23 protein-coding genes are annotated in these 24,660 nt (G+C 69.3%); 10 read left to right on the top strand and 13 right to left on the bottom strand.

The features are described 5' to 3' along the window. The first annotated feature begins 227 nt into the window (after positions 1-227). On the top strand, positions 228-1,586 hold the full coding sequence (locus ABZ898_RS01355) for a tetratricopeptide repeat protein (RefSeq protein WP_361651588.1): 1,359 nt from the start codon (positions 228-230) through the stop codon (positions 1,584-1,586). Between the two features lie 35 nt (positions 1,587-1,621). Beyond that, a complete protein-coding gene (locus ABZ898_RS01350) occupies positions 1,622-2,122 on the top strand; it encodes an NUDIX domain-containing protein (protein ID WP_361651586.1) in 501 nt (166 codons plus the stop codon). Between the two features lie 97 nt (positions 2,123-2,219). On the opposite strand, the gene ABZ898_RS01345 is transcribed toward ABZ898_RS01350, so the two are convergent. From ABZ898_RS01345 to ABZ898_RS01315, 7 genes are all read right to left on the bottom strand, one after another. Beyond that, a complete protein-coding gene (locus ABZ898_RS01345; protein ID WP_361651585.1) occupies positions 2,220-2,576 on the bottom strand; it encodes a hypothetical protein in 357 nt (118 codons plus the stop codon). Then, the gene (locus ABZ898_RS01340; RefSeq protein ID WP_361651583.1) at positions 2,573-3,331 is read right to left on the bottom strand and encodes a hypothetical protein; all 759 of its coding nucleotides are present in this window, start codon (positions 3,329-3,331) and stop codon (positions 2,573-2,575) included. The genes ABZ898_RS01345 and ABZ898_RS01340 overlap by 4 nt, the downstream gene beginning before the upstream one ends. Positions 3,332-3,511: 180 nt before the next feature. Further along, entirely contained in the window at positions 3,512-5,092 is a 1,581-nt protein-coding gene (locus ABZ898_RS01335) for an AAA family ATPase (protein WP_361651581.1), read from the bottom strand. 457 nt (positions 5,093-5,549) lie between these two features. Beyond that, positions 5,550-6,353, bottom strand: coding sequence for a class I SAM-dependent methyltransferase (locus tag ABZ898_RS01330; protein ID WP_361651579.1), 804 nt, complete (start codon positions 6,351-6,353; stop codon positions 5,550-5,552). A 698-nt stretch (positions 6,354-7,051) separates the two neighbouring features. Further along, positions 7,052-7,417 carry a DUF952 domain-containing protein gene (locus ABZ898_RS01325; RefSeq protein WP_361652257.1) on the bottom strand — a complete coding sequence of 122 codons (366 nt, stop codon included), beginning with the start codon at positions 7,415-7,417 and terminating at the stop codon, positions 7,052-7,054. Positions 7,418-7,646: 229 nt separating this feature from the next. Continuing rightward, entirely contained in the window at positions 7,647-8,789 is a 1,143-nt protein-coding gene (locus ABZ898_RS01320; RefSeq protein WP_361651577.1) for a family 2 encapsulin nanocompartment cargo protein polyprenyl transferase, read from the bottom strand. 92 nt (positions 8,790-8,881) lie between these two features. Beyond that, positions 8,882-10,288 carry a family 2B encapsulin nanocompartment shell protein gene (locus tag ABZ898_RS01315; protein WP_361651575.1) on the bottom strand — a complete coding sequence of 469 codons (1,407 nt, stop codon included), beginning with the start codon at positions 10,286-10,288 and terminating at the stop codon, positions 8,882-8,884. A 322-nt stretch (positions 10,289-10,610) separates the two neighbouring features. Here ABZ898_RS01315 and ABZ898_RS01310 point away from each other — a divergent pair, with 322 nt between their 5' ends. After that, on the top strand, positions 10,611-11,204 hold the full coding sequence (locus ABZ898_RS01310; protein ID WP_361651573.1) for an N-acetylmuramoyl-L-alanine amidase: 594 nt from the start codon (positions 10,611-10,613) through the stop codon (positions 11,202-11,204). A gap of 43 nt (positions 11,205-11,247) precedes the next feature. Next, the gene (locus ABZ898_RS01305; protein ID WP_361651571.1) at positions 11,248-12,171 is read left to right on the top strand and encodes a pyridoxal-phosphate dependent enzyme; all 924 of its coding nucleotides are present in this window, start codon (positions 11,248-11,250) and stop codon (positions 12,169-12,171) included. 220 nt (positions 12,172-12,391) lie between these two features. Here the strand turns inward: ABZ898_RS01305 and ABZ898_RS01300 are convergent, their stop codons facing one another. Then, complete coding sequence (locus ABZ898_RS01300) at positions 12,392-13,987, bottom strand: Na+/H+ antiporter (RefSeq protein ID WP_361651569.1); 1,596 nt, start codon at positions 13,985-13,987, stop codon at positions 12,392-12,394. Between the two features lie 60 nt (positions 13,988-14,047). Between ABZ898_RS01300 and ABZ898_RS01295 the strand changes: the two genes are divergently transcribed. From ABZ898_RS01295 to ABZ898_RS01285, 3 genes are all read left to right on the top strand, one after another. After that, positions 14,048-14,308 (top strand): UBP-type zinc finger domain-containing protein, encoded by a 261-nt coding sequence (locus ABZ898_RS01295; protein WP_361651567.1) that lies wholly within the window; start codon positions 14,048-14,050, stop codon positions 14,306-14,308. Positions 14,309-14,598: 290 nt separating this feature from the next. After that, the gene (locus ABZ898_RS01290) at positions 14,599-15,015 is read left to right on the top strand and encodes an anti-sigma regulatory factor (RefSeq protein ID WP_018544439.1); all 417 of its coding nucleotides are present in this window, start codon (positions 14,599-14,601) and stop codon (positions 15,013-15,015) included. Beyond that, entirely contained in the window at positions 15,012-16,121 is a 1,110-nt protein-coding gene (locus ABZ898_RS01285; RefSeq protein WP_361651565.1) for an RNA polymerase sigma factor SigF, read from the top strand. The genes ABZ898_RS01290 and ABZ898_RS01285 overlap by 4 nt, the downstream gene beginning before the upstream one ends. A gap of 25 nt (positions 16,122-16,146) precedes the next feature. Here the strand turns inward: ABZ898_RS01285 and ABZ898_RS01280 are convergent, their stop codons facing one another. After that, a complete protein-coding gene (locus tag ABZ898_RS01280) occupies positions 16,147-16,596 on the bottom strand; it encodes a hypothetical protein (protein WP_361651563.1) in 450 nt (149 codons plus the stop codon). A 125-nt stretch (positions 16,597-16,721) separates the two neighbouring features. Between ABZ898_RS01280 and ABZ898_RS01275 the strand changes: the two genes are divergently transcribed. Both ABZ898_RS01275 and ABZ898_RS01270 read left to right on the top strand, forming a co-directional pair. Continuing rightward, entirely contained in the window at positions 16,722-17,690 is a 969-nt protein-coding gene (locus ABZ898_RS01275; protein WP_361651561.1) for a diacylglycerol kinase family protein, read from the top strand. Positions 17,691-18,011: 321 nt separating this feature from the next. Next, on the top strand, positions 18,012-18,269 hold the full coding sequence (locus tag ABZ898_RS01270; protein WP_016639615.1) for a WhiB family transcriptional regulator: 258 nt from the start codon (positions 18,012-18,014) through the stop codon (positions 18,267-18,269). 242 nt (positions 18,270-18,511) lie between these two features. Here the strand turns inward: ABZ898_RS01270 and ABZ898_RS01265 are convergent, their stop codons facing one another. After that, positions 18,512-19,987 carry a PAS domain-containing sensor histidine kinase gene (locus ABZ898_RS01265; RefSeq protein ID WP_361651559.1) on the bottom strand — a complete coding sequence of 492 codons (1,476 nt, stop codon included), beginning with the start codon at positions 19,985-19,987 and terminating at the stop codon, positions 18,512-18,514. A 484-nt stretch (positions 19,988-20,471) separates the two neighbouring features. Between ABZ898_RS01265 and nagB the strand changes: the two genes are divergently transcribed. Next, the gene (nagB, locus tag ABZ898_RS01260) at positions 20,472-21,257 is read left to right on the top strand and encodes a glucosamine-6-phosphate deaminase (RefSeq protein ID WP_361651557.1); all 786 of its coding nucleotides are present in this window, start codon (positions 20,472-20,474) and stop codon (positions 21,255-21,257) included. A gap of 46 nt (positions 21,258-21,303) precedes the next feature. Here the strand turns inward: nagB and ABZ898_RS01255 are convergent, their stop codons facing one another. From ABZ898_RS01255 to ABZ898_RS01245, 3 genes are read right to left on the bottom strand one after another with little or no spacing between them, the layout of a single operon-like run. Beyond that, on the bottom strand, positions 21,304-22,785 hold the full coding sequence (locus ABZ898_RS01255; protein WP_361651555.1) for a glycoside hydrolase family 3 protein: 1,482 nt from the start codon (positions 22,783-22,785) through the stop codon (positions 21,304-21,306). 8 nt (positions 22,786-22,793) lie between these two features. Then, positions 22,794-23,636, bottom strand: a complete 843-nt coding sequence (locus tag ABZ898_RS01250) for a carbohydrate ABC transporter permease (RefSeq protein ID WP_361651553.1) — start codon at positions 23,634-23,636, stop codon at positions 22,794-22,796. After that, on the bottom strand, positions 23,633-24,622 hold the full coding sequence (locus tag ABZ898_RS01245; RefSeq protein ID WP_361651551.1) for a sugar ABC transporter permease: 990 nt from the start codon (positions 24,620-24,622) through the stop codon (positions 23,633-23,635). Before ABZ898_RS01245 ends, ABZ898_RS01250 begins: the two co-directional genes overlap by 4 nt. Positions 24,623-24,660 lie beyond the last annotated feature (38 nt).

Raw genomic sequence — 24,660 nt, 5'->3', positions numbered from 1 at the left:
CGTGTCTCCGTCTCTGATCGGCCGGGTTCGGGCACAGGAATGCCCGAACCCGGTGTAGGCGTACGGAACTTCGGGGAACCGCCCGGCCCGAAGCGGGGAGCCTGGTCACGGTGTCGGACCGGGGCCGGGCGGCTGATGATTAGTGAACCCTCCGTCACGCACAGTGGGTACGGTGAGAGGCAGTTGAAGCGGTATACGCGGTTTACAGCTCCTGAGCGGAGGCGATCGTGGCAGCAGCGCCGAGAGGTCCCAACTCCCGCCTGCGTGACGTCATCGAGGCGATCGGCTGCACCTACGAGGCTCTGGCGAAGGACATCCGGCGTATCGCGACCGAGAACGGCGAGATCCTCCAGACCAACAAGTCGGCCGTCTCTCACTGGGCCAACGGCACACGTCGGCCGACCGGACGGACCGGCCAGTACCTCGCTGAGGCGCTGTCCCGCCGAGCAGGCCGCACCATCACCTCGGTCGAGATCGGCCTGCGAGCGCCCGAAACTGCTGCGTCGGAAGAGCCCGATCCTGTTCTGGCCGCCACCGATCTGGGACGTGCCGACGTCGAGCGCCGCCGTTTCCTGGCCGTGGCTGCCTTCACCACGGCTGGCGTGGCTATGCCGCTCTTCTACGACCACGAGGCCACCGCCCGCATGTTGCGGGCCCGCACCGGCAGCTCGCTGGTCGGGATCGAGGACGTGGAGGTCGTACGGCAGATCACCGCAGCCTTCAGTGCGGCCGACGAACGCCTCGGCGGAGGCCACGGGCTGACCACCGTCACCGCCTACCTCGCCGACACCGCCGCCCCCACGCTCCGCGGACGCTTCCCGAACGAAGCCTTACGGCAGGCCGCCTTCGGCGCCGTTGCCGAGCTCGCTTACCTAGCCGGATGGAAGCACCACGACCTCGGCCAAGAAGGCGCCGCTCAGCGTTACTACCAGGTCGGCTACCAACTCGCCTGTGAAGCCGACCCGCGCGGTCACGCCGCCTGGATGATGCGCGCCCTCGCCCACCAAGCCCTCAGCCTCAAACAGCCCCACCACTGCGTCGACCTCGTCGAAGGGGCCCTCACCCGCGGTCTGGGCCACGTCGATGGCCAGACCGAGGCGCTGCTGCACATCACTCACGCCCGCGCATACGCTGCCGTGGGTGAGAGGCCCGCGGCAGCCCGTGCCCTGCTCGCCGCTGAGGATGCCCTCCTGCGTGACGATGGCCCCCAGCCCAGCTACTCCCGAGTCAGTGGCCCGGCCGCCGGCACCGTCGCCAGCCACACCGCCCGCACCCTGACCGACCTCGCCGACCACGTCGGCACCGAACAACAACACCGCGACGCCCTGGTGCGCTGGGACCCTGAGAAGTACAAGCGCGTCCACGCCCTCACTCACGCCGATCTCGGCGACAGCCTCGCCGCCCAGGCCCGAGCCGACGAAGCCGTCACCGCCTGGTCACAGGCCCTGAACCTGATGGAGGGAATGACGTCCGACCGCACCCGCAAAGCGATCACCTCGCTCCGCTCCACCCTCTCGATCTATCAGCGCCGCAAAGTGCCCGGAGCCGCCGAACTCGCCCGCCGCGCACGCGAAGCACTGGCCTAAGCTGCCACCATCCGGCCGACGAAGGGACACAAGCCGTGGCTCAGCGGACAACCGACGACCAGCCCAAAGCCCTGCCGCCCGCTCTCGAATCCATGACCCTGCTGGTCGCCGCCGTCATCGTCCACGACAAGGCCACCAACAGCGTCGTCCTCCTCCAGCGCAGCCAGAACGCCAAGTTCGCCCAGGGCATGTGGGACCTCCCGGTCGGCAAGAGCGAACCCGGCGAGCCCATCACCGAGACGGCGGTGCGAGAGCTGTACGAGGAGACGGGCCTGACCGTGAAGCCCGAGTGCTTGAAGGTCGCCCACATCATCCATGGCGCCTGGGGCGTGGAAGCCCCCAATGGCTTCCTCACCGTCGTCTTCGCCGCCCACGAATGGACCGGCGAGCCCGTGAATCGCGAACCGCGCAAGCACGCGCAGGTCCGCTGGGTTGACGCCGACGCTATCCCAGAGGAATTCGTGGACACTACCGCCAGCGCGCTCCGCAGCTATCTTGCCAACGGCCCGGAAGTCTCCCTCGATGGCTGGCGGTAGAGACGCCGACGCCTTCCAAGCGGCCGTTTTCAACACTACCGCTATTGAGGCAAGCAGAGCGTATACAGTGGGCTGGTAATCGAGCATCCAGAAATCTTTAGTTCGAATCCACAACTGGCTGTACGCCAGCTAGAGTCTCCAACCTCTCAACGATACTGCGCCATTCGTCGATTATCACGGCGGGGGCATCAACCATACTCGATCGACCGTGCAGGATATCCGATGCTCGGCCGTAAACATGCCTGACCAAGCGCACCAACCCTGCCGCTTCCACAAATTCCTCTGGGGGCACCAGGCCGATAACGATGGAGAGCCGACCTGGTACGTTATTGATGAACAGAAGCGGATTTTCCGGCTGACAAACTCTATGGTAAGCCTCGATAGTGGCCAACTCGATACGGAGCCTCAACTCAAACACTTCAATGCGGCGTCGAGACGCGGTGTCGAGCTTCACGAGAAGTCCCAAGAAGTGATCACTGCGCAAGCCTCCCACGCCTTTTCGATCTCCAGGGTCAGGTTTGCCTTCGCGTCATCAGATCCGTGAACCGCCTTGTTCCAGCCACGCAGGTAATGCCCACAGATCTTACTGAACTCATCGATCGGGTTTCTACCACTATGGGTCTGATTTATAAGCTCTTCCGCAAAAGCCACCCTCTTGGGGGTATTGTCAACTGCGTCAATAGATGAAACATTGCGTGCCACATCCTGCCTCTGCGCTAGCGAGTAGCGGACAACGCAAGAATGCAGAGCATGATCGACCGCCTGCCGACAAAGCCCCCTAACAACCTGCGCTTCGGTCAGATAGGTCGTAGGTGACGGTCGTGGAGCCCAAGTGACGATATTTCGCGCATCATCGAGCAGGACCCTCCACATCTCATCCGTTGATTCGATGCTGATTTCCCCCTTCTCGACATCGCGGCTTACTCGCCAGGCTTGACCGTTAGCTGCCCGAGCAAGGAGGTGCTGCTTCAGCCGTTCATCATGGGTAAAAACGATAACCCGCCTCTCGAAACTGAGATCGACCAAGACTGCGGCCAGACGATCAACTCGGATCTCATCAAATGCATGAACAGGGTCGTCCAGGATCAGAAATGAGAAAGGTCCCGACTCTGCAGTAGAGAGCAATGGGGCGAGCAGGAAGGCGTTTCTCTGCCCGGCACTCAGCATGGACAGCTGCAATTCCTGACCACTCGAATTGCTCACACTCACGTCGGCTCTGGTTGTCGTCAGATGAATCCCATCCAGATAGATGCCAACGTCCTCAAGCAACTGCCTGACTCGCTTATCGGCCTTTTCCTTAAAGTGTTCCGTGCGTTCTTTTCGCAGCTTGTCAGCGAGAGTACTGGAACACTTCTTGGTCTCTTGCCACAGGGCGCTCTCCCTGGCCTTTTACTGCTCCGTGCGCCAGATATGCAAAAAGTTCTCAAGAGCCCCTCTGCGCTCCCGAAGCCACTTCCGCGTGATCTCGCTCGCTTCGACTGCCGCGGCGCTTGCCCCATCCCAGTCGGCAGTACTGATGGAGTTCCTAAGGGCCAGGAACCCCTCACGCACCTCCGGCGCAGGCCGGCTTCCGTAAGAACTCATCACGGCGCGAAGGCGCTCTGCAACCTTCGCTGCAGCCGTCGATGCAATCCTGTAGCCATGTCCAGTCGAGCTAATCAGCGCGAGAACTTCCGCTACGCAATTCACTACGACAGACGCGTCCCTGAGGTCACTCAATGCATCGCGCGCCTCTTCGTGAATCGGCGACAGCACGGCATGTCTCTCTACGTTCTCCTGCAGGGTTTCTACCCAGTTATCGACTATCGAATTGCAAACAGGGCATATCGAACCAGGCGAAGTAATCTCCACAGCATCCTTATAAAGAGCATCCAGATGCTGAGCAATTCTCGGACTAGTCAGCTCGGGGGCGCTTTCCAGTTTCTGGAACGCGGCATCCACGCCTGACATCGCCACTCTCAGGCGTTCTACGTCTGCGCCTGTGACTTCGACCGTGAGCGAGCCGGCGTCCACAAGATTATGTCGCGTTAGCCAGTCCTCGACATCATCATCAATTGCCGGCCAGGAAATGTCACCGATATCGACCGCTGGCTCGTCGAGGCGAAATTGATGGTCAACCTCGGCGACCCGGGCTTTGCCATCCTTGAGAGCGGCATCGATTTTCTTTTTACTCGCCGCAGCAGCCTCACTCAACTCGGACACCAGGGCCTCTAGATGTGTGAACGCCCCTCCGAGTGCAAGGAGATTGGCGATATAGCGCTGCAAATCGTTACTCTGCTGAACACGCCGCTCCACCTCGGCGTACGAAAAGACAGGCGGATGTCCTTCCAATGCGTGACGCCACGCACTTCCCATATCAACACGGCAAGCTTTGCCAGATGAGGTTGTCCATTCGCCGTAAGCATCCTTGACTTCGCCGTCGTCAGTGAGTTCGCACCTCAGGACCAGCTCTTCGCTGTTTCGCACAAGGGTGACTTCTGCCCAAGATTGTGCACTGTCACGAGCCCTGTTGATCTTTTCCCAGAGCGGGTCAAATTTGCTTCGCCCTGTCGGCGCGGCTACATCGGCCCACCATCCCGTTTTTCCGGAGATGGCGGTTCGAATACCATCAGAAATGGTCGACTTCCCAGATCCGTTCGGCCCGTGATAGATACTGATCCCGGGAGAGGGATCGATCTGCATGAAAAATTCAGATGTAGTTCCCTGGAATCCGCAAAGGCGAAGTCCCTTTATTCCCCACGCCTCCCCCTGGGTAGGGTCAAGCGCACCTGCATTCTCGCCTTGGAGTCGAGCAATCAACGCTCGCAGGTTCTCCCAGCCCGCTTTCGTCTTAGTCGCACCAGCCTGCATCCTGGTTGCAGCCTCGGCCAGGTCGGCATAGGTGAGCAGGGAGAGCTTCTTCTCCTCATCGCTCGCCCCCGTACTCTTCGGGACCCCTGCATCAGGGGTTTCGTTGTCCGTGACGGTCATGCCGACTCCACTGCCATGGTGCTCGTGCCGCATCTAGGGGCGTAATGCTAGCCGTGGGGCGGTTCAGGAGTATGGGGTTTTTGTAGCTTCCCGGAACTCAGGGAGTATTTATATGCTTAGCCGGTTACGTCCTGATTCTGATCCATACAGACTGCAAGGCTCTGGCCATGATGGTCGTTGAGTCGTGATCAGGTAGCGGAGGATTGTGTAGGGGCGCGAGGACTAGATATCAAGCGCGCGACCGGGGAGGGCTGCGGCGCGGGATCCTCCAACTCTGCAGGTCGGGAGCGGATATGCAGGTGTGACCTGGGCAGTGAGCTGTTTCCAACCTCAGCTTGAGCAGGTCAGATGCAGGGTGAGGACCGCACCCGCAGCAACCGCTTCAAGCGCTGAACACTTCGCGAAGCACTGCAGGCGGTCGCGAGCTGGCAGGTTGGCAACGACGACGAAAGGCGGATCAGCGCGCCGGCTCAGACGTGCCTCGCGCCTGGTCGCGGCTGGCGACCACCAGGTATCCATCGTTCTCGGGGTCGAAGGTGGTGGACTGCACCGTGAGCCCGACACTCCGCAACTGCGCCACGAGGTCCTCGTACCGGTAGGGCCAGATGGACAACCGCTCCGAGCAGGCTCGCACTGCCCCATCCGGCTCGATCTGGGCGACCACGATCTCGAGGAAGTGTTCCTGCTCCCAGCGCTGCTCGATCTGCCAGTAGTAGCTGACGACCGCATCGCGGTCGTTGCGGCGGATGAGTCGATCGCGGACGTCTACCCGTGAGCCGGCGGAGCGCACGAGCTCCCAGTTGCGTGAGTGGAGCACAAGGCGTCCGCCCGGATTCAGCAGCCGCGACATCGCTTCCAGTGCGGTCAGGCGCCCGGCTGCGCCCTCGGCGTGCCCGAGCGAGTTGCCGACGCAGAACACCAGATCGAACGTGGAGTCCTCCAGGTGGTCGGGCAGCTCATCCCAGCTCGCGCGGAGGGCTCGAAGCGAGACACCCTGCTCGTCGGCGGCCTTCTCGGTCCGGCGAACCATCCCATTGCTGGCGTCTGCGGCGACCACGTCAAGGCCAAGACTCGCGAGACCGACGGCGAGCTGGCCGGTTCCACACGCGCAGTCGAGGACGCGCGCGTTGGGCGGCAGAGAGCCCACGACATCGCTGTAGTAAACCGCGGCTGCCTTGGCGGGGGTCAACCTGTCGTCACCGATCAGCCACTCGTATACGTCGGAAAGCGCCCCATAACCAGCCACCGCGATAGCCTCCATCACTCGACGCCACGCGGGCTAGACCGCGCCTGCGATTCGGACCTTGCGCCTCGCACTGTGCCGGGCCGTGTCAGCGAAGCATTGAGCAGGACCCAACCACTTCCGGCCGCTGAGACTCCACCGGATTTCGTGGGAAACCGCGGCACGCCGCACCGACGCAGGTCCCCACTCCACCAGCGCCCCATCGGCCACGATGGGGACCGTGGTCGGCAAGCGCGCGTTCACTGCGGAGCGCTTTAGGCACAGCCATCCAAACTGATTGCCGAAACGCCGCGTCCGGATGAAGGACCGCCAGCGACCGCCTCTGGCGTCATTTCAGTTGGTGAGCCTGCGGTGGCATATGAGGGTTGCGGCGATGGCGAGGAAGTGTCACTTACCGGAATGACTCGGGCCTGTCGACGTATCCGGATCGCTACTGCCCACGAGCGCCAGCGGTCCGCACACAGTCCGCAAGACACCCGCTCAAGACCATCGCACCCCATCGCCATCAATCACCAAAAGGCCAGGTCAGCGCCCCGCAGGAATCATCCCCGCAGGTCACCAACCTGGCCCACTACTAGGAGACGAAGAAGGCTTGATGCCTCCAGGCCCGGTCCCTCCGGCCGGCCTCGCCGACCCGCGGATTCCCTGAGGCCCGCGGCGGCCCCGACCGCACCCGGTGCCCGAGAGGCGCCGGGTGCGGTCTTCTGTGTGCCGCCCTACCCGGCTGTCCGCGGCCCGGCTGTCCGCGCCCCGCCCCACGGCTCCACATCCACCACCGCGGCCACCGGCAGCGGGCCGTACACGTGCGGGAACTCCTCGCCCTCCGGGGGCATCGGCTCGTAGCGCAGCGGTACGTCGAGCAGGGCGGGGTCGACAACCAGGGTCACCAGGTCGTCCCGGCCGGGGTCCTCGCCGTACAGGAAGGCCGCCACGCGCGGGAGTTGGGCGCGGGTGGAGAAGTGGATGTAGCCGACCTCGCCCAGGGTGCGGCCGCGGGTGGAGATCTCGTAGGTGCCCCGCTCGCGGGCCGAGTCCCACAGGGCGCGCTCGGTGAGGTGGAGGATGGGCTGCTGCTTCGGCATGGCCCCCACGCTACGGTCCGGGGCGTCCGCCGACTCGGCGCAGCCGGGGTTGTGGCACGGGCCCGCCTTCCAGACCGGCACCCACGCGCCCAGCGTCTTGTGGCGGGCGACGACCGTGTCGACGGGGTGTCCGCAGGCGGGGCAGACAGCGCCTTCCCTGTCCATACCTCCAGCTTAGAGCGGCCGGGCCCCGCGCACCGTGGGGATGCGCGGGGCCCGGTGGAGATGCTCAGCTGCTGCGCCGGGTGACGAACTCCGCCAGGGCCAGCAGGCCGCCCGCCGCCTCCGGGGCCGGGACCGCGCGGGCCAGCTCCTGGACCGCCCGGGCCATGCGGTCCGCCGCCTCCGCCTGTGCCCAGTCACGGCCGCCCGCCTGCTCCACGGCGGCCGTGGCGCGGGCGATCTCGCCGCTGTCCCCCGCCTGGTGCGGGCGGGCGTACAGCGTGGCCAGCTCGGCCGCCGCCGGGGTGCCGGAGGTGAGCGCGGCGACCACCGGCAGGGACTTCTTACGGACGGCGAGGTCGGCGCCGGCCGGCTTGCCCGTGCGCCGGGGGTCGCCCCATATGCCGATCACGTCGTCGATGAGCTGGAACGCCAGCCCGGCCTGTCGGCCGAAGGTGTCCAGCGCCGCCACGACCTCGTCCTCGGCGCCCGCGTACAGCGCGCCCACGGCGCAGGCGCAGCCGATCAGCGCGCCGGTCTTGGCCTCCGCCATGGCGAGCACCTCGTCGAGCGTGACCTCGCCGGGTGCGCGCTGTTCCAGGGCGGTGTCGGTCTGCTGGCCGGCGCACAGCTCGATGACGCACTCGGTGAGCCGGACCGCCGCCCGGCCCGCGGCCGGATGCGGGTCGTCGGCGAGCAGCCGCAGGGCCAGGGCCTGGACGGCGTCACCGGCGAGGATCGCGTCGGGTTCGCCGAACACGGTCCAGGCGGTGGGCCGGTGCCTGCGGGTGGTGTCGCGGTCCATCACGTCGTCGTGCAACAGCGTGAAGTTGTGCGCCAGTTCCACGGCGGCCGCGGCGCGCACGGCCGCCGCCCGCGCCTCGGCGCCGCCCAGGGCGGAAGCCGCCGCGAGGACGAGGGCGGGCCGGATCGCCTTGCCCGCGTTGCCCGCGGCCTCAGTGCCGTCCGCGTGGCTCCAGCCGAAGTGGTAGAGCGCGATCCGCCGCAGCTGCTGCGGCAACGAGTCGATGGCGGCGCGCAGTTCGGGGTCCACGACACCCCGGGTGCGCTCCAGCAGCACGGTGGCCTCATGGCCGTCCGCCGCGGCCTCGCCCCCCGGCAGGTCGTCCGCCGCCGGCCGCGGTCTCGGCACGGCGTCCGACGCCGCCGCCTCGCGCCCACCGGGCACGGACGTCATGGCCTCGTTCATGGTTCCCCCTCACGGACTCCGGTGACGGTGGGGCCGCCCGCCCCGGCGGCAGGGACCGCCGGGGCGGGAAACGGCCGTACGCGGCAGGCGCCTCAACGCCACCGGCCGATCTCGACGTTCTCCAGCACGCCCAGCGCGTCCGGCACGAGCACCGCGGCCGAGTAGTAGGCCGTCACCAGGTAGTTGATGACCGCCTGCTCGTTGATGCCCATGAAGCGGACGGACAGGCTGGGCTCGATCTCGTCCGGCAGGCCGGACTGCCTGAGGCCGATGACGCCCTGGTCGGCCTCGCCGGTACGCATGGCGATGATCGAGGTGGTGCGGGCCTCGCTGACCGGGATCTTGTTGCAGGGGTAGATCGGCACACCGCGCCAGGTGGGGATGCGGTTGCCGCCCACGTCGATGGTCTCCGGGACCAGCCCGCGCTTGTTCAGCTCGCGCCCGATCGCCGCGATGGCGCGCGGGTGGGCGAGGAGGAACTTGGTGCCCCGGCGGCGGCTGAGCAGCTCGTCCAGGTCGTCCGGGCCGGGGACGCCGTCGTGCGGCTGGAGACGCTGGTCGTACTCGCAGTTGTGGAGGAGGCCGAACTCGCGGTTGTTGACCAGCTCGTGCTCCTGGCGCTCCTTGAGCGCCTCGACGGTGAGCCGCAACTGCTGCTCGGTCTGGTTCATCGGCTGGTTGTAGAGGTCGGCCACGCGGGAGTGGATGCGCAGCACGGTCTGGGCGATGCTGAGTTCGTACTCCCGGGGACGCCCCTCGTAGTCGACGAAGGTGTGCGGGATGTCGGGCTCGCCGGAGTGGCCGGCCGCCAGCTCGACCTCCTTCTCGCCGTACTTGTTGGTCCGCTGGTCCGGGAGCGCGCGCAGCCGGCCGACGTGCTCGCCGAGGGAGTCGGACCGCTCGGCGACCTGCTCGAAGTCCTGGCGGCTGAGGACGAGCACCGTGCACGCGGTGGCCGCGCGGGCGGTGTACTCCCAGATGGCGTCGGGGTCGAGGAGCGTCTGCTCGCCGAAGTAGGCGCCGTCGGCGAGGACTTCGAGGACCGCGTCGTCGCCGTAGGGGCCCGTGCCGACCTTCTCGACCCGGCCGTGGGCGAGCAGGTACACCTCCTCGGTCCGGGTGCCGAAGGAGCTGATCACCTCGCCCGCGGCGATCTCGCGCTGGCTGCAGCGGCGCGCCAGCTCGGTGAGCACCTCCTCGTCCTCGTACGAACGCAGCGCGGGCAGTTCGCCCAGCTCGGCCGGGATGACCTCGACCTGGTCCCCGGTCTTCACGAAGGTGATGCGGCCGTCGCCGACGGCGTAGGTGAGCCGCCGGTTCACCCGGTACGTGCCGCCCTGGACGTCCACCCAGGGCAGGTTGCGCAGCAGCCAGCGGGAGCTGATCTCCTGCATCTGGGGTACGGACTTGGTCGTGGTGGCCAGGTTCCGCGCGGCCGCCGTGCCGAGGGACTGCTGCGGCTTGCCCTGTTCCGTGCGGACCTCTTCGCCTACCGACATAAGGAATTGCCCTCCCATGTATGCCCGGTACCGAATCTCGCCGGGCACCGGTCTCGGGGCCGAGCCTTTCATCACGGAGCGTGCCCGCACCATTACACGAAAGGAGGGGAATGGATGATCGGACTACTGGGCAGAGTGGGGGACCTTGTCCACGCGGGCACGGCGTGTTCCCGGCCGGGAAATGGCCGGATCGGCTCGCACGTCGTGCGAACGATGTGGTCCGCACCGCCCGACATCGGTACAAGCAGCGTGACGGGTGTGCCGCCGCGGGCGGCCGGCCCGCACGGTACGGAACTTCCAGAACGGTACGAAGGAGGCGGCCATGTCCCCACCCATGTCCGCGAGCGGATTTCTGAGCGCACTCAAGGCCGAGGGCCTGAGGGTCGTGGAGGTCGGCGCTTGGCGGGTCCACAACCGCAACCACAAGGGCCCCTGGGGCCCGGTCCACGGCATCATGATCCATCACACGGTGACCAGCGGCAGCGCCCGCACCGTGGAGCTGTGCCGCGAGGGCTACGAGGACCTCCCGGGCCCGCTGTGCCACGGCGTGATCACCAAGGACGGCAGGGTCCACCTGGTCGGCTACGGCCGCGCCAACCACGCCGGTCTCGGTGACGACGAGGTGCTGCGGGCGGTCATCGCGGAGAAGGGGCTGCCACCGGACAACGAGTCCAACACCGACGGCAACCGGCACTTCTACGGCTTCGAGTGCGAGAACCTCGGCGACGGCGAGGACCCGTGGCCCGAGGCGCAGATGGAGGCGATCGTGCGGTCCGCCGCCGCGATCTGCCGCCATCACGGCTGGACCGAACGCTCGGTGATCGGCCACCGCGAGTGGCAGCCGGGCAAGGTGGACCCGCGCGGCTTCACCATGACCTCGCTGCGTGCGCTGGTCAAGGAGCGGCTGAAGGGATAGCGCCGCTCACCGCGGTGACGCCGCCCGAGGCGACAATGGGCGGATGACCAGCGCCGCAGCCCTCACCCCGGCACTCCCCTCCCCCCTCGTGGAGGTGCGGGACGACCGTTTCTCCCGGCACGGCGTGCGACTGCTGCTCAAGCGGGACGATCTGATCCACCCGCAGCTGATCGGCAACAAGTGGCGCAAGCTCGTGCCGAACATCGAGGCGGCGCGGGGGCGGGCGCTGGTCACCTTCGGTGGCGCGTACTCCAACCATCTGCGCGCCACCGCGGCCGCCGGGCGGCTGCTCGGGCTGCCCACGGTCGGCGTGGTGCGCGGCGACGAACTGGCCGGGCGCCCGCTGAACCCGTCCCTGGCCAGGTGCGCGGCCGACGGCATGCGGCTTCACTTCCTGGACCGGTCCGCGTACCGGCGCAAGGGCGAGCCGGAGACCCTCGCGCGGATTCTGCGCGAGTCCGGCGCGGAGGGCGCGTACGTGATCCCCGAGGGAGGCAGCAACGCCGAGGCCGTGCGCGGCTGCGTGGTGCTGGGCGAGGAGCTGCGGGGCCGCGCGGAGGTCGTCGCGGTGGCCTGCGGCACCGGTGGCACGCTCGCCGGACTGGCCGCCGGGCTCACGCCCGGACAGCGCGCGCTCGGGGTTCCGGTTCTCAAGGGGGGTTTCCTTCAGGCGGAGGTCCTGGCGCTCCAGGAGCGGGCCTTCGGCGCGCGCACCGGCGACTGGTGGCTGGAGGAGCGGTTCCACTTCGGCGGCTACGCGCGGACGACACCGGAGCTGGAGACCTTCGCGGCGGACTTCGAGGACCGCCACGGGGTGCCCGTGGAGCGGCTGTATGTCGCCAAGTTGCTGCGCGCCCTCACCGCGCTGACGGAGGAGGGCGCCTTCGCGCCCGGCACCGCGGTGGCCGCCGTCGTCACCGGGCGGCCGTTCCCCGACGGCACGGAGCGTGACCAGGTGCGTGACTAGGGCCTGTCTTCCGGATCTTGCCGGGGTCGCGGGCCCTGGCACGCACGTCTGCCGCGTTGTCGTCACTCTCCCCCAAGGTCTCGACTTCGCTCGAGCAGGGGGGACCCCCACCGCTCCGCGTCGACTCCCTCCTCTGCCTTGCAGCCGCACGCACCAGACCCCGCTCGGGTCGGCCCGGAGGCACCGTCGGCCCGAGCCGGCCTGATCCGGAAGAAAGGCCCTAGGTCACTTCGCGGTAGGCGGCCGCCTCCTCCAGGTCGAGGCGGCGGAGCAGGGCGCGGAGCATCTCGTCGTCGATGTAGCGGAGGTCGCGCAGGCGGACGAAGACGTCGCGTTCGGCGCTGATCATCTCGCGGGACAGCCGCCGGTAGGTGTCGTCCACGGACTCGCCGGTGACGGGGTTGGACTGGCCGAGGCGCTCCCAGACGGCGTCGCGACGGCGCTCCATCACCGCGCGCAGGCGGTCGGCGAGGGGGGTCGGCAGGGCGTTGCGCTCGTCGGCGAGGAGTTCGCCGAGCCTGGTCTCCGCCGCGCGGGACGCCTGGGCCTGGGCGTTGGCCTCGGCGAGGGTGTCGGCCTGGGCGTCGCGGGCGGGGAAGCGGAGGGCGCGGATCAGCGGGGGCAGGCTCAGGCCCTGGATGACGAGGGTGCCGATGACGGTGGTGAAGGTCAGGAAGAGGATCAGGTTGCGCTGCGGGAAGGCGTGGCCGCCGTGCACGGTGAGCGGGATGGAGAAGGCGATGGCGAGGGAGACCACGCCGCGCATCCCGGCCCAGCCGGTGACCAGGGCGCCGCGCCAGGTGGGGTTCTCCTCGCGTTCCCGGATGCGGGCGGAGAGGATGCGGGGCAGGAAGGCGGCCGGGTAGACCCAGGTGACGCGGGCGAGGACGACGACCACGAAGAGGATCGCCGCGTACCCGACGGCCCGCGCGCCCTCGTTCGCGCCGAGCCCCTCGACGACGACCCGCAGCTGGAGGCCGATCAGGGCGAAGACGGCGGACTCCAGCACGAAGGCGACCATCTTCCACACCGCCTCCTCCTGGAGCCGGGTGGCGAAGTCGACCTCCCACGCCCGGTGTCCGAGGTAGAGCGCCACGACCACGACCGCGAGCACCCCGGAGGCGTGGAACTGCTCGGCGACGGCGTAGGCGACGAACGGGATGAGCAGGGAGAGGGTGTTCTGGAGCAGGGGTTCGCGCAGGTGGGTGCGCAGCCAGTGCAGGGGCGCCATGAGGACGAGGCCGACGCCGACGCCGCCGACCGCGGCGATCAGGAACTCCAGCAGCCCGCCCGCCCAGGTGGCGCCCTCGCCCACGGCGGCCGCGAGGGCGACCTTGTACCCGGTGATGGCGGTGGCGTCGTTGAGCAGGGACTCGCCCTGGAGGATGGTGGTGATCCGGGACGGCAGGCCCAGCCGGCGGGCGACCGCGGTGGCGGCGACGGCGTCGGGCGGCGCCACCACCGCGCCGAGCACCAGCGCGGCGGTCAGCGGCAGGCCGGGGACGATCAGATGCGCGACCCAGCCGACGACGACGGTGGCGAACAGGACGTAGCCGACCGACAGCAGTGCCACCGGCCTGAGCTGGGCGCGCAGGTCGAGGTAGGAGCTGTCGCTCGCCGAGGTGTACAGCAGCGGGGGCAGCAGCAGCGGGAGGACGACCTCGGGGTCGAGGGTGTAGTCGGGTACACCGGGCACGTAGGACGCGGCGAGGCCGACTCCGACCAGCAGCAGCGGCGCGGGCACCGGGCCGCGCCGGGCGATTCCCGCGACAGCGGCGCTCCCCGCGATCAGCAGCAGGAGCGGCATCACGTCCATGTCTTCGCCCACCCTCGTTCTCCGCGCGGCCGAGCGCGCAACCGACGTAATCTGGCAATCATGAAACAGTGCACGCACGTCGCCGCGCTGCCGCTCCCGGAACCCGGCCCACTGAGTGAGACATGCCTGGAGTGTCTGGCCGAGGGGACGGACCCGGTGCAGCTGCGGATCTGCCTCAGCTGCGGCCATGTCGCGTGCTGCGACTCCTCGCCGAACCGGCACGCGACGAGGCACCACTCGGACTCGGGCCATCCGGTGATGCGGACGTTCGAACCCGGAGACGACTGGCGGTGGTGTTTCGTGGACCACGTACTCGTGTGAGAGTGGACGGCACGGCGGGACCGGGGGCGGCCACGCGGCGCCGCGGTTCCCCGACGGTTCGACCGGCCGGTGCCTGGGTACGTCAACCCGGCGCGCGCTCTTCCCATTTGAATCCGCCCAACCCCCTAGACACGGAGCGTATACGGAGCTTTACTGTGAGTAACGCCAGGGGGCGGGGGCGCGGGGACAGAAACGTTCCGAGCGCGATAGCGTCACCGCGGAACCACGTACGCGTTACGCCGGGGGGCGACCCTCGGCCCCGTAAAGCTTGTACCACCATGGAGGTGAGGGTGTCCCAGATCGCAGGCGAGCCCACGGCGAACCAGGACTTCGTGGAAGTCCGGCTGCCGGCCGCGGGTGCCTACCTGTCGGTGCTGCGGACGGCCACGGCCGGTCTGGCGGCCCGCTTGGACTTCACCCTGGACGAGATCGAGGACCTGCGCATCGCGGTGGACGAGGCCTGCGCGATCCTGCTCCAGCAGGCCGTGCCGGGATCCGTCCTGAGCTGCGTCTTCCGGCTCGTCGACGACTCGCTGGAGGTCACGGTGTCCGCTCCGACCACCGACGGCCACGCCCCGTCGCGCGACACGTTCGCCTGGACCGTGCTGTCGGCCCTGGCGGGCAAGGTGTCGTCCGCCGTCGACGAGGACCGGACCGTGTCGATCAGCCTCTACAAACAGCGCGGCGCGGGCCCCGGCCCGGCGTGAGGAACGGGGACGGTCCGGTGCGTGACGAAGAGCGCGGCGCGCGGGAACTGCCGACCGGGAAGGCCGAGAGCCTGCGGGCGGGCCCCCAGGACGGTTCCCGGCACATGGCCGGCGGCGTCGACGGCATCCCCGAGCAGGCCAGGCCCCACCCGGAGGACGACTCCGCGCAGGCCGGCCGCGGGGGCGCCGTGCGGAGCGCGCCCCCGGGGGAGCGCGGCGGGGACCGATCCGCCGGCCGCGCGGGGGCGAGGGCTCGGGGAAGGGCTACGGGCGGGACGATGAGCGAGCACGAGCGATACCCCGAGGGCGCCGCGCCGGGCGCGGAGGCCGTGCGGGCGGCACAGCACGACCCTCATGACCGCAGCGGGGCGCGGGCGCTGTTCATCGAGCTGCGCGGCCTCGAGGACGGCAGCCCGGAGTACGCGGAGCTGCGCAACCGGCTGGTCCGCATGCACCTGCCGCTCGTCGAGCATCTGGCGCGCCGCTTCCGCAACCGGGGCGAGCCGCTGGACGACCTCACGCAGGTGGCCACCATCGGGCTGATCAAGTCCGTGGACCGGTTCGATCCGGAGCGGGGCGTGGAGTTCTCCACGTACGCCACTCCCACGGTGGTCGGCGAGATCAAGCGGCACTTCCGCGACAAGGGCTGGGCGGTCCGGGTGCCGCGCCGGCTGCAGGAGCTGCGGCTGGCGCTGACCACGGCCACGGCCGAGCTGTCCCAGCTGCACGGCCGCTCCCCCACGGTGCACGAGCTGGCCGAGAAGCTGGCCATCTCCGAGGAGGAGGTGCTGGAGGGGCTGGAGTCGGCGAACGCGTACTCCACGCTGTCGCTGGACGTCCCCGACACCGACGACGAGTCCCCGGCGGTCGCCGACACCCTCGGCGCGGAGGACGAGGCGCTGGAGGGGGTGGAGTACCGGGAGTCGCTCAAGCCGCTGCTGGAGGATCTCCCGCCGCGCGAGAAGCGCATCCTGCTGCTGCGGTTCTTCGGGAACATGACCCAGTCGCAGATCGCGCAGGAGGTCGGCATCTCGCAGATGCACGTCTCCCGGCTGCTGGCCCGCACGCTGGCCCAGCTGCGGGAGAAGCTCCTCGTGGAGGAGTAGTCCCCCGTCGTCCCCCGTCTCCGCGTTATTCGGCGCGACCCGGCCCGGTGATCCCGAGGGCGCGGGTCGTGGCGGGGTTGACCAGCAGCACCAGCGCGGCCACCGAGACCGCCGCCAGGCCGATGCCCGCCGGGATGGCGATGCTGTCGGCCTGGAGCAGGTTGTAGGCGACCGGCAGGGCGAGGATCTGGGTGATGACGGCGGGGCCCCGGCTCCAGCGGCGCTTCAGCCACAGCCCGCGCGCGGCGAGCAGCGGCAGCAGCGCGAGCGCCAGCAGCGTGATCCCGCCGGTGACGGCCTGCTGCCGGTCGTCGGGGGCGCCGGTCAGACCGAGCGCGAGAATCCACACGCCCGCCACGACGAGGGCGATCCCCTCCAGCGCGGCCAGTACGGCGGCGTACGTCAGGCGTCGCGGGCGTTCCCCGGCGGCCGGGGCGGTGTCGGCGGTCTCCGCGTGGGTCTGCTCACTGCTCACCCGAGAAGGGTAGCCCCGCGCCCGGGACACCCTCCGGGGCGCGTGGCGAGGCTCACGCCCGCGAGGGCAACCGGATCTCCGACTCGCCCTGGGTTCGATACCCCCCAGTAGGTACGCTGCCATGCATGCGTGCACTTCTCGTGGTCAATCCGGCGGCAACCACCACAAGCGCCCGCAGACGCGACGTTCTGATCCACGCGCTCGCCAGCGAGATGAAGCTGGAGGTCGTCAACACCGAGTACCGCGGTCACGCGCGTGATCTGGGGCGGGCGGCTGCGGAGAGTGACGACGTCGACATGGTGGTGGCCCTCGGCGGCGACGGCACCGTGAACGAGGTGGTCAACGGCCTGCTGCACGCCGGCCCCGACCCGGAGCGGCTGCCCGGCCTCGCGGTGGTGCCCGGCGGATCGACCAATGTCTTCGCCCGTGCGCTGGGTCTGCCCAACGATCCCGTGGAGGCGACCGGCGCCCTGCTGGACGCGCTGCGCGAGCGCCGGGAGCGGGTGGTGGGCCTCGGTCTGACGTCCGGTACGCCGGGCACGGCGGACGAGGCGGTGCCGGAGCGCTGGTTCACTTTCAATGCCGGACTGGGCTTCGACGCGGGCGTCGTGGGCAGGGTGGAAAGGGAACGGGAGCGCGGCAAGAAGTCGACGCACGCGCTCTATGTCCGCCAAGTAGCAAGGCAGTTCATCGGTGAACCCCATCGCAGACACGGCACGATCACACTGGAAAGGGCCGGCGCCGACCCGGTGGCCGATCTCGCCGTCGCCATAGTCTCGAACACGTCGCCCTGGACGTATCTCGGCAATCGCCCGATGTACACGTCGCCTAAGGCGTCGTTCGATAAAGGCATCGACGTGCTCGGTCTGAAGCGGCTGTCGACGGCTGCGGTTGCCCGGTATGCGACCCAGTTGCTCACTTCGTCCCCCGAGCGCGGACCCCATGGCAGACATGCGGTCTCCCTGCACGACCTGGACCGCTTCACCTTGCATTCGAAGGTCCCTCTGCCCCTTCAGATGGACGGTGACCACCTGGGGCTGCGGACTAGCGTGACGTTCACAGGCGTTCGCCGTGCACTGCGTGTGATTGTGTGAGCGGAACGGGCTAAAGTCCTTTCACTCGAACGTTTAGGCCACTATCCACCCCATGGAAGTACGGCTGTGACCTAGTCGACACCGAGGAATCAAAAAAAATCTTCCGGAAGGGGTTGTATCCGTCGCCGAGGTTTGCGAGTCTCTACATGGCGATCGGGACGGCCCGCTAGACCGGCTTCCGGTGATCGCCAGAACCCCCCTCTTCAAACCCAGGACCACGCCGGGGAGATCCGGCGATCGGCCCTTCACTTGTTGAGGGACTCGTGAAAGCGTTCACATTCACAAGCAATGTGCATGTAATACCAAGGAGAGGTAGCAGCCATGGACTGGCGTCACAACGCCGTTTGCCGCGAGGAAGACCCCGAGCTGTTCTTCCCCATCGGCAACACCGGTCCCGCGCTGCTGCAGATCGAGGAAGCCAAGGCCGTCTGCCGTCGCTGCCCCGTCATGGAGCAGTGCCTGCAGTGGGCGCTCGAGTCCGGTCAGGACTCCGGCGTCTGGGGTGGTCTGAGCGAGGACGAGCGTCGCGCGATGAAGCGCCGCGCCGCCCGCAACCGTGCTCGCCAGGCTTCCGCCTGACGAGTCACCCCTGCTGACAGCCTGAGCTTGGCGGCGCGTGGCCCGGTCCGACCGGGCGACACGCTTCTCCCGCCCCCGAGCCGCAGCGCGCAGTACCCCCCGATGCTCCCCCCGGCTCTCGGCCCCGCCGACCCGGGGGTTGCTCCGTCCCGACGGAGCAGCTCAGCAACGAGCAACAGCCTCGGACCGTCACCGGTCCGGGGCTTTTCGCTTGCCCGCGCCGGCCCCCGCGCCGCCCGGCGTCACTTCTGCGGGCGCACCGGGATGTCCAGGATCACCTGGGTGCCGCGCTCCGGCGCCCGCACCATGTCGAAGGTGCCGCCCAGTTCGCCCTCGACCAGGGTCCGGACGATCTGGAGGCCGAGGTTGCCCGCGGTGTGCGGGTCGAACCCCTCGGGCAGGCCGACCCCGTCGTCCTGGACGGTGACCAGCAGCCGGGACTCCTTGGTGGTGCCGCCGCGCACCGCCGACACCTCGACCGTGCCGGTGTCGCCCTCGCGGAAGCCGTGTTCCAGGGCGTTCTGCAGCACTTCGGTCAGCACCATCGACAGGGGGGTGGCGACCTCGGCGTCCAGCCAGCCGAAGCGGCCGGTGCGCCGGCCGGTCACCTTGCCCGGCGAGATCTCGGCGACCATGGCCAGCACCCGGTCGGCGATGTCGTCGAACTCCACCCGCTCGTCCAGGTTCTGAGACAGCGTCTCGTGCACGATGGCGATCGAGCCGACCCGGCGCACGGCCTCCTCCAGCGCCTCCCGGCCGCGCTCGGAGTCGATGCGGCGGGCCTGGAGCCTGAGCAGGGCGGCCACGGTCTGGAGGTTGTTCTTCACCCGGTGGTGGATCTCCCGGATGGTGGCGTCCTTGGTGATCAACTCCCGCTCGCGGCGGCGGAGTTCGGTGACGTCCCGGCAGAGCACCAGGGAACCGATGCGCGTGCCCTTGGGCTTGAGCGGGATGGACCGGAACTGGATCACCCCGTCGTTCGCCTCGATCTCGAACTCGCGGGGCGCGTAGCCGCTGGCCGCCTTGGCCAGCGCCTCGTCCACCGGGCCGCGGGTCGGGGCGAGTTCGGCGGTGGTCTGCCCGAGGTGGTGGCCGACCAGGTCGGCGGCGAGCCCGAGGCGGTGGTACGCGGAGAGCGCGTTCGGGGAGGCGTACTGGACGATGCCGTCCGCGTCCACCCGGATCAGGCCGTCGCCCGCGCGCGGGGAGGCGTCCATGTCGACCTGCTGGTCGGGCATCGGGAAGGAGCCGGCCGCGATCATCTGCGCGAGGTCCGAGGCGCTCTGCAGATAGGTGAGCTCCAGCCGGCTCGGGGTGCGCACGGTCAGCAGGTTGGTGTTGCGGGCGATCACCCCGAGGACGCGGCCCTCCCGGCGGACGGGGATGGACTCGACCCGTACGGGGACCTCCTCGCGCCATTCCGGGTCGCCCTCGCGCACGATCCGGCCCTCGTCCAGGGCCGCGTCCAGCATGGGGCGGCGCCCGCGCGGGACAAGGTGGCCGACCATGTCGTCCTGGTAGGAGGTGGGACCGGTGTTGGGGCGCATCTGGGCGACCGAGACGTAGCGGGTGCCGTCGCTGGTGGGGACCCACAGCACGAGGTCGGCGAAGGAGAGGTCGGAGAGCAGTTGCCACTCCGAGACCAGCAGATGGAGCCACTCGAGGTCGGTGTCCCCGAGGGTGGTGTGCTGGCGGACGAGTTCGTTCATGGAGGGCACGCTGCGAGCGTACCGGGGGCGCGGCACCGGCCGGAAAGACACCCGCGGGCCGCGGCGCCTGAGAGGGACCCTCAACCCTCCCCGCGCCGCAGCCCGGAGCATCATCGGCCGTGGGGTGTGCGGTCCCGGTCGGCCGAAGGCCGAGGAGCCGGAGCAGTCAGGGCAGAGAGCACCGGTTCCTCGATCCGCCTTCCTGTGCGGGGAGGGCGGAGGCTTTTCAGCTTGTCGTCCTGCGTTTGCCTCCCTCGCATTCTGGACTAGACCACGAGGGTGTGTCCATGGTCGGAAGCGACCCGAACCCGGGGCGGCCACAGGGGCGCCGTGCGGCCAGCCTAGCCGGGCCGGGGCCGCCATGGGGGCCCGTCGGGCGGGCGATTCCCGGGGCGTCCGGCACGGCCGCTCTGTTAGATTGGTCTAAACCACATAGCAGGCGTTCCCCCGGTCCCCAGGACCGTCGGCCCTCTTCCAGATCGGCAGGCCCAGCGTGGAAGTTGTCATCGTCCCGGACGCCGCGGCGGGCGGCGAGCTGATAGCCGAGGCCATGGCCCGGCTGCTGCGTCGCAGGCCCGACGCCCTGCTCGGGGTGGCCACCGGCTCCACCCCGCTGCCCGTCTACCAGGCCCTCGCGGCCCGGGTGGATTCCGGCGCCGTGGACACCCGCCGGGCCAGGATCGCCCAGCTCGACGAGTACGTGGGGCTGCCCGCCGAGCACCCCGAGTCCTACCGCTCGGTGCTGCGCCGCGAGGTGCTGGAGCCGCTCGGCATCGGCATGGACGCGTTCATGGGCCCGGACGGCACGGCCGCCGACGTCCAGGCGGCGTGCGAGGAGTACGACCGGGCGCTCGCCGCGGCCGGAGGGGTGGACCTCCAGCTCCTCGGCATCGGGACCGACGGGCACATCGGCTTCAACGAGCCGTGTTCCTCGCTCGCCTCGCGCACCCGGATCAAGACGCTCACCGAGCAGACCCGGATCGACAACGCCCGCTTCTTCGACGGCGACATCGGCCAGGTCCCGCACCACGTGATCACCCAGGGCATCGGCACCATCCTGGAGGCCCGCCACCTGGTGCTGCTCGCCACCGGCGAGGGCAAGGCGGACGCGGTCGCGGCCACGGTCGAGGGACCGGTCGCCGCGATCTGCCCCGCCTCCGCGCTCCAGCTCCACCCGCACGCCACGGTGGTCGCCGACGAGGCCGCGGCCTCCAAGCTGAAGCTGGCGGACTACTTCCGCCACACCTACGCCCACAAGCCGGAGTGGCAGGGCCTGTAGAGACTCTTCCGTCCCCGTGGGCGCACCACGGGGACGGAAGCCGGGCTCACGCGCCCGCGACGACCTCGGCCGCGGCCCGCCCGCAGACGCGGGCCGCGCCGTGGGTGGCCAGGTGGAGCAGGCCGCGCGGCGGCGCCTGCGGGACGCCCATCTCGACGACCACGGTGTCCGGGCGGGCGGTCAGCAGGGTGGTCAGGGCCTCACTCATCCAGGGGTGCCGGTGCTCGTCCCGGACCACCGCGACCACCCGGCGCTCCCCCGCCGCCGCGAGGGCGTCGGCGCCGGCCGATTCGCCGGTGAAGCTGCCGGTCAGGGTGCCGGGGAGCAGCCGGGCCAGTTCGGCGGCCACGCCCCAGGGAGTCTCGTCGCCGACCGCGATGTTGGCGACCGGGGTGAAGGCGGCGACATAGGGCGCCTCGGTGAACGGCGTGAAGGACTCGCCGCCGGTCACCACGAGGGCCCGGCGGGCCGCACGCAGGCCGACCTCGGCGTCGGGGGCGAAGTCCTTGCCGGCCGTACCCGCGCTCCACTCCGCGAGTTCCCGTACCCGGCGGGCGGCGTCCGCGAGGCGCTCCTCGGGCAGTTCGCCGGAGCGCACGGCGGCCACCAGGGCGTCGCGCAGCCGCCGTACCGTCTCGTCGTCGGCGAGGCCGCCGCCCACGCAGATCGCGTCGGCGCCGGCCGCGACGGCGAGGACGCTGCCGTGCTCGATGCCGTAGGTGCCGGAGACGGCGCGCATCTCCATGCCGTCGGTGACGATCAGCCCCTGGTAGCCGAGTTCGCCGCGCAGCAGGTCGGTGAGGACCGGGCGGGAGAGGGTCGCGGGGCGGTCCGGGTCCAGGGCGGGGACCAGGATGTGGGCGCTCATCACCGCGCGGGTGCCCGCCGCGAGGGCCGCGCGGAAGGGGGCCAGTTCGCGGGCGTGGAGGACGTCGGCGGGGACGTCGATGCGGGGCAGCGCGTGGTGGGAGTCGACGGAGGTGTCGCCGTGGCCGGGGAAGTGCTTGGTGCAGGCGGCGACCCCGGCGGACTGCAGGCCGGTGACGTAGGCGGCGGTGTGCCGGGCGACCAGGCCGGTGTCGGCGCCGAAGGAGCGGACGCCGATGACCGGGTTGCCGGGGTTGGAGTTGACGTCGGCGGAGGGCGCCCAGTTGAGGCGGACCCCGCACTCGGCGAGGCGGCGGCCGAGTTCGCGGGCGACCGCGTGAGTCAGCTCCACGTCGTCCACCGCACCGAGGGCGTGGTTGCCGGGGAAGGAGGAGCCGCTGCGGGCCTCCAGGCGGGTGACGTCACCGCCCTCCTCGTCTATCGCCACCAGCACCTCGGGGCGCTCGGCACGCAACTGGGCGGTGAGTGAGGCCAGTTGGTCCGGCGAGACGATGTTGCGGCCGAACAGGCCGACCGAGGCGAGGCCCTCGCCGAGCCGGCGCAGCAGCCAGTCGGGGGCGGTGGTGCCGGTGAAGCCGGGCTGGAGGACGGTGAGCGCGTCGCGCGTCAGGGTGTCGGTACCGCGGGCGATTGTCGTCATCGGGTGCGTTATCCCTTCACGGCGCCCGCGGTCAGGCCCGCGGCCATCTTGCGCTGGACGAGGAGGAACAGCACGACGATCGGCAGGGCCATCATGGTGGCTCCGGCCATCATGGGGGCGTATTCGGTGCCGTGCTTGGTGGTGAAGTTGCCGAGCCAGACGGTGGCCGTCTGGTTCTCCTGGCTGAGCAGCATCAGGGCGTAGAGGTACTCGTTCCATGCCTGGATGAAGCCGTAGACGGAGGTCGCGACCATGCCGGGGGCGAGCAGCGGGAAGACGACGCGGACGAAGGCGCCGGTGCGGGAGCAGCCGTCGACCATCGCGGCCTCCTCCAGCTCGCGCGGGATGTTGACGATGAAGCCGCGCAGGGTCCACACCGTGAACGGCAGGATGAAGGTCAGGTAGGTGATGATCAGCCCGCTGAGCTTGTCGTACTGATGCAGGTCGTTCAGCAGCAGGAAGACCGGGATGATCATGGCGACCAACGGCACCATCTGTACCGCGAGGATGCCGATGATCACGATCTTCCGGCCTCGGAAGGCGAACCGGGAGATGGCGAGCGCGGCGAGCATGCCGACGACGACGCCGATGACGACGACGGACAGCGAGACGGCCAGGCTGCGGCCGACCGGGCCCCAGAAGTCGGCGATGTCGAAGGCCCGCCCGAAGTTGTCCAGGGTGAACCCGGTGGGCAGCAGGCTGGGGTCGGGGTCGATGGCGTCCTTGGCCGGCTTGATCGCGGTGTCGAGCATCCAGTAGACGGGGAAGCCGACGGTGGCGAAGACGAGGAGGCCGAGGATGTTCCAGCCGGCCCTGGCGGTCCGGCGGGCGGGGGAAGCCGTGCTGGTCACTCGACCTCTCCGATCTTGAGCATCTGGCGCATGTAGACGGCGACGACGCCGAGCAGCAGCACCACGGTGATGAGGGCGATGGCGGAGCCCTGGGCGTAGTCGTTGACCACGAAGGCGCGGTCGTAGGAGTAGGTGGTCAGCAGCTGGAACTGGGCCTCGGGGTGGCCGCCCCGCATCACGAAGACCTGCGGGAAGACGCCCATGTCCCAGATGACGGAGAGGGTCGTCAGCATGACGACCACCGGCTTGAGCACGGGGAGGGTGACGTACCGGAAGACGCCCCAGGCGCCCGCGCCGTCCAGCCGGGCGGCCTCCTCCAGTTCGGCGGGGACCTGGGTGAGCCCGGCGCTGAGCGTGATGACCACGAAGGGCACCGCGCCCCAGACCACCAGCAGCATGATCACCGCGAGGCCCTCGGGCCCGCTGGCGAACCAGTTGTGGCCGATCAGGTCGACGCCGGGGAGCTTGCTGACCAGGGCGTTGAGGATTCCGTAGTCGGCGTCGAAGAGCCACTTGAAGACCGTGGTGGCGACGATGACGGGCATGCCCCAGCTCGCCACGAGGGCGATGTTGACGAGGGTCTTCACCCAGCCGGAGACCCGCCTCAGCAGCAGCGCGATCAGCATGCCGAGGAGCATGGTGAGGGCGACCGCGCCGAAGGCGAAGAGGACGGTACGCAGCACGACCCGCCAGAACTCGCCGTCGCCGAGCACCGCGGTGAAGTTGCCGAACCCGGCGGACCGAGGTTCCTGGAACCCCCAGAGCTGGGACTGGCCGAACTTCTGGAACGACAGCGTGACCAGCCGGACCAGGGGGTAGCCCATGACGCCGGCGAGGATCAGGAGACAGGGCGCGAGCAGCAGCCAGGGGGTGGCGGTGGCGCCCTTGGCGGAGCCGGGTCGGGGCCGCCGGGGCGCGGGGCCGGGCGGCGGCGCCTGCCGCGGCGGCGGCACCTTGGCAGGCGTGGTCGTGTCTGCGGCACTCATCGTGCTCCTCGGCGATCCCTGAAGTCCGGTGCAGGCGG

The organism is Streptomyces sp. NPDC046860, assembly GCF_040645115.1.
In the GTDB taxonomy this organism is placed as follows: domain Bacteria; phylum Actinomycetota; class Actinomycetes; order Streptomycetales; family Streptomycetaceae; genus Streptomyces.
This window is presented reverse-complemented; position numbering and strand designations above follow the sequence as displayed.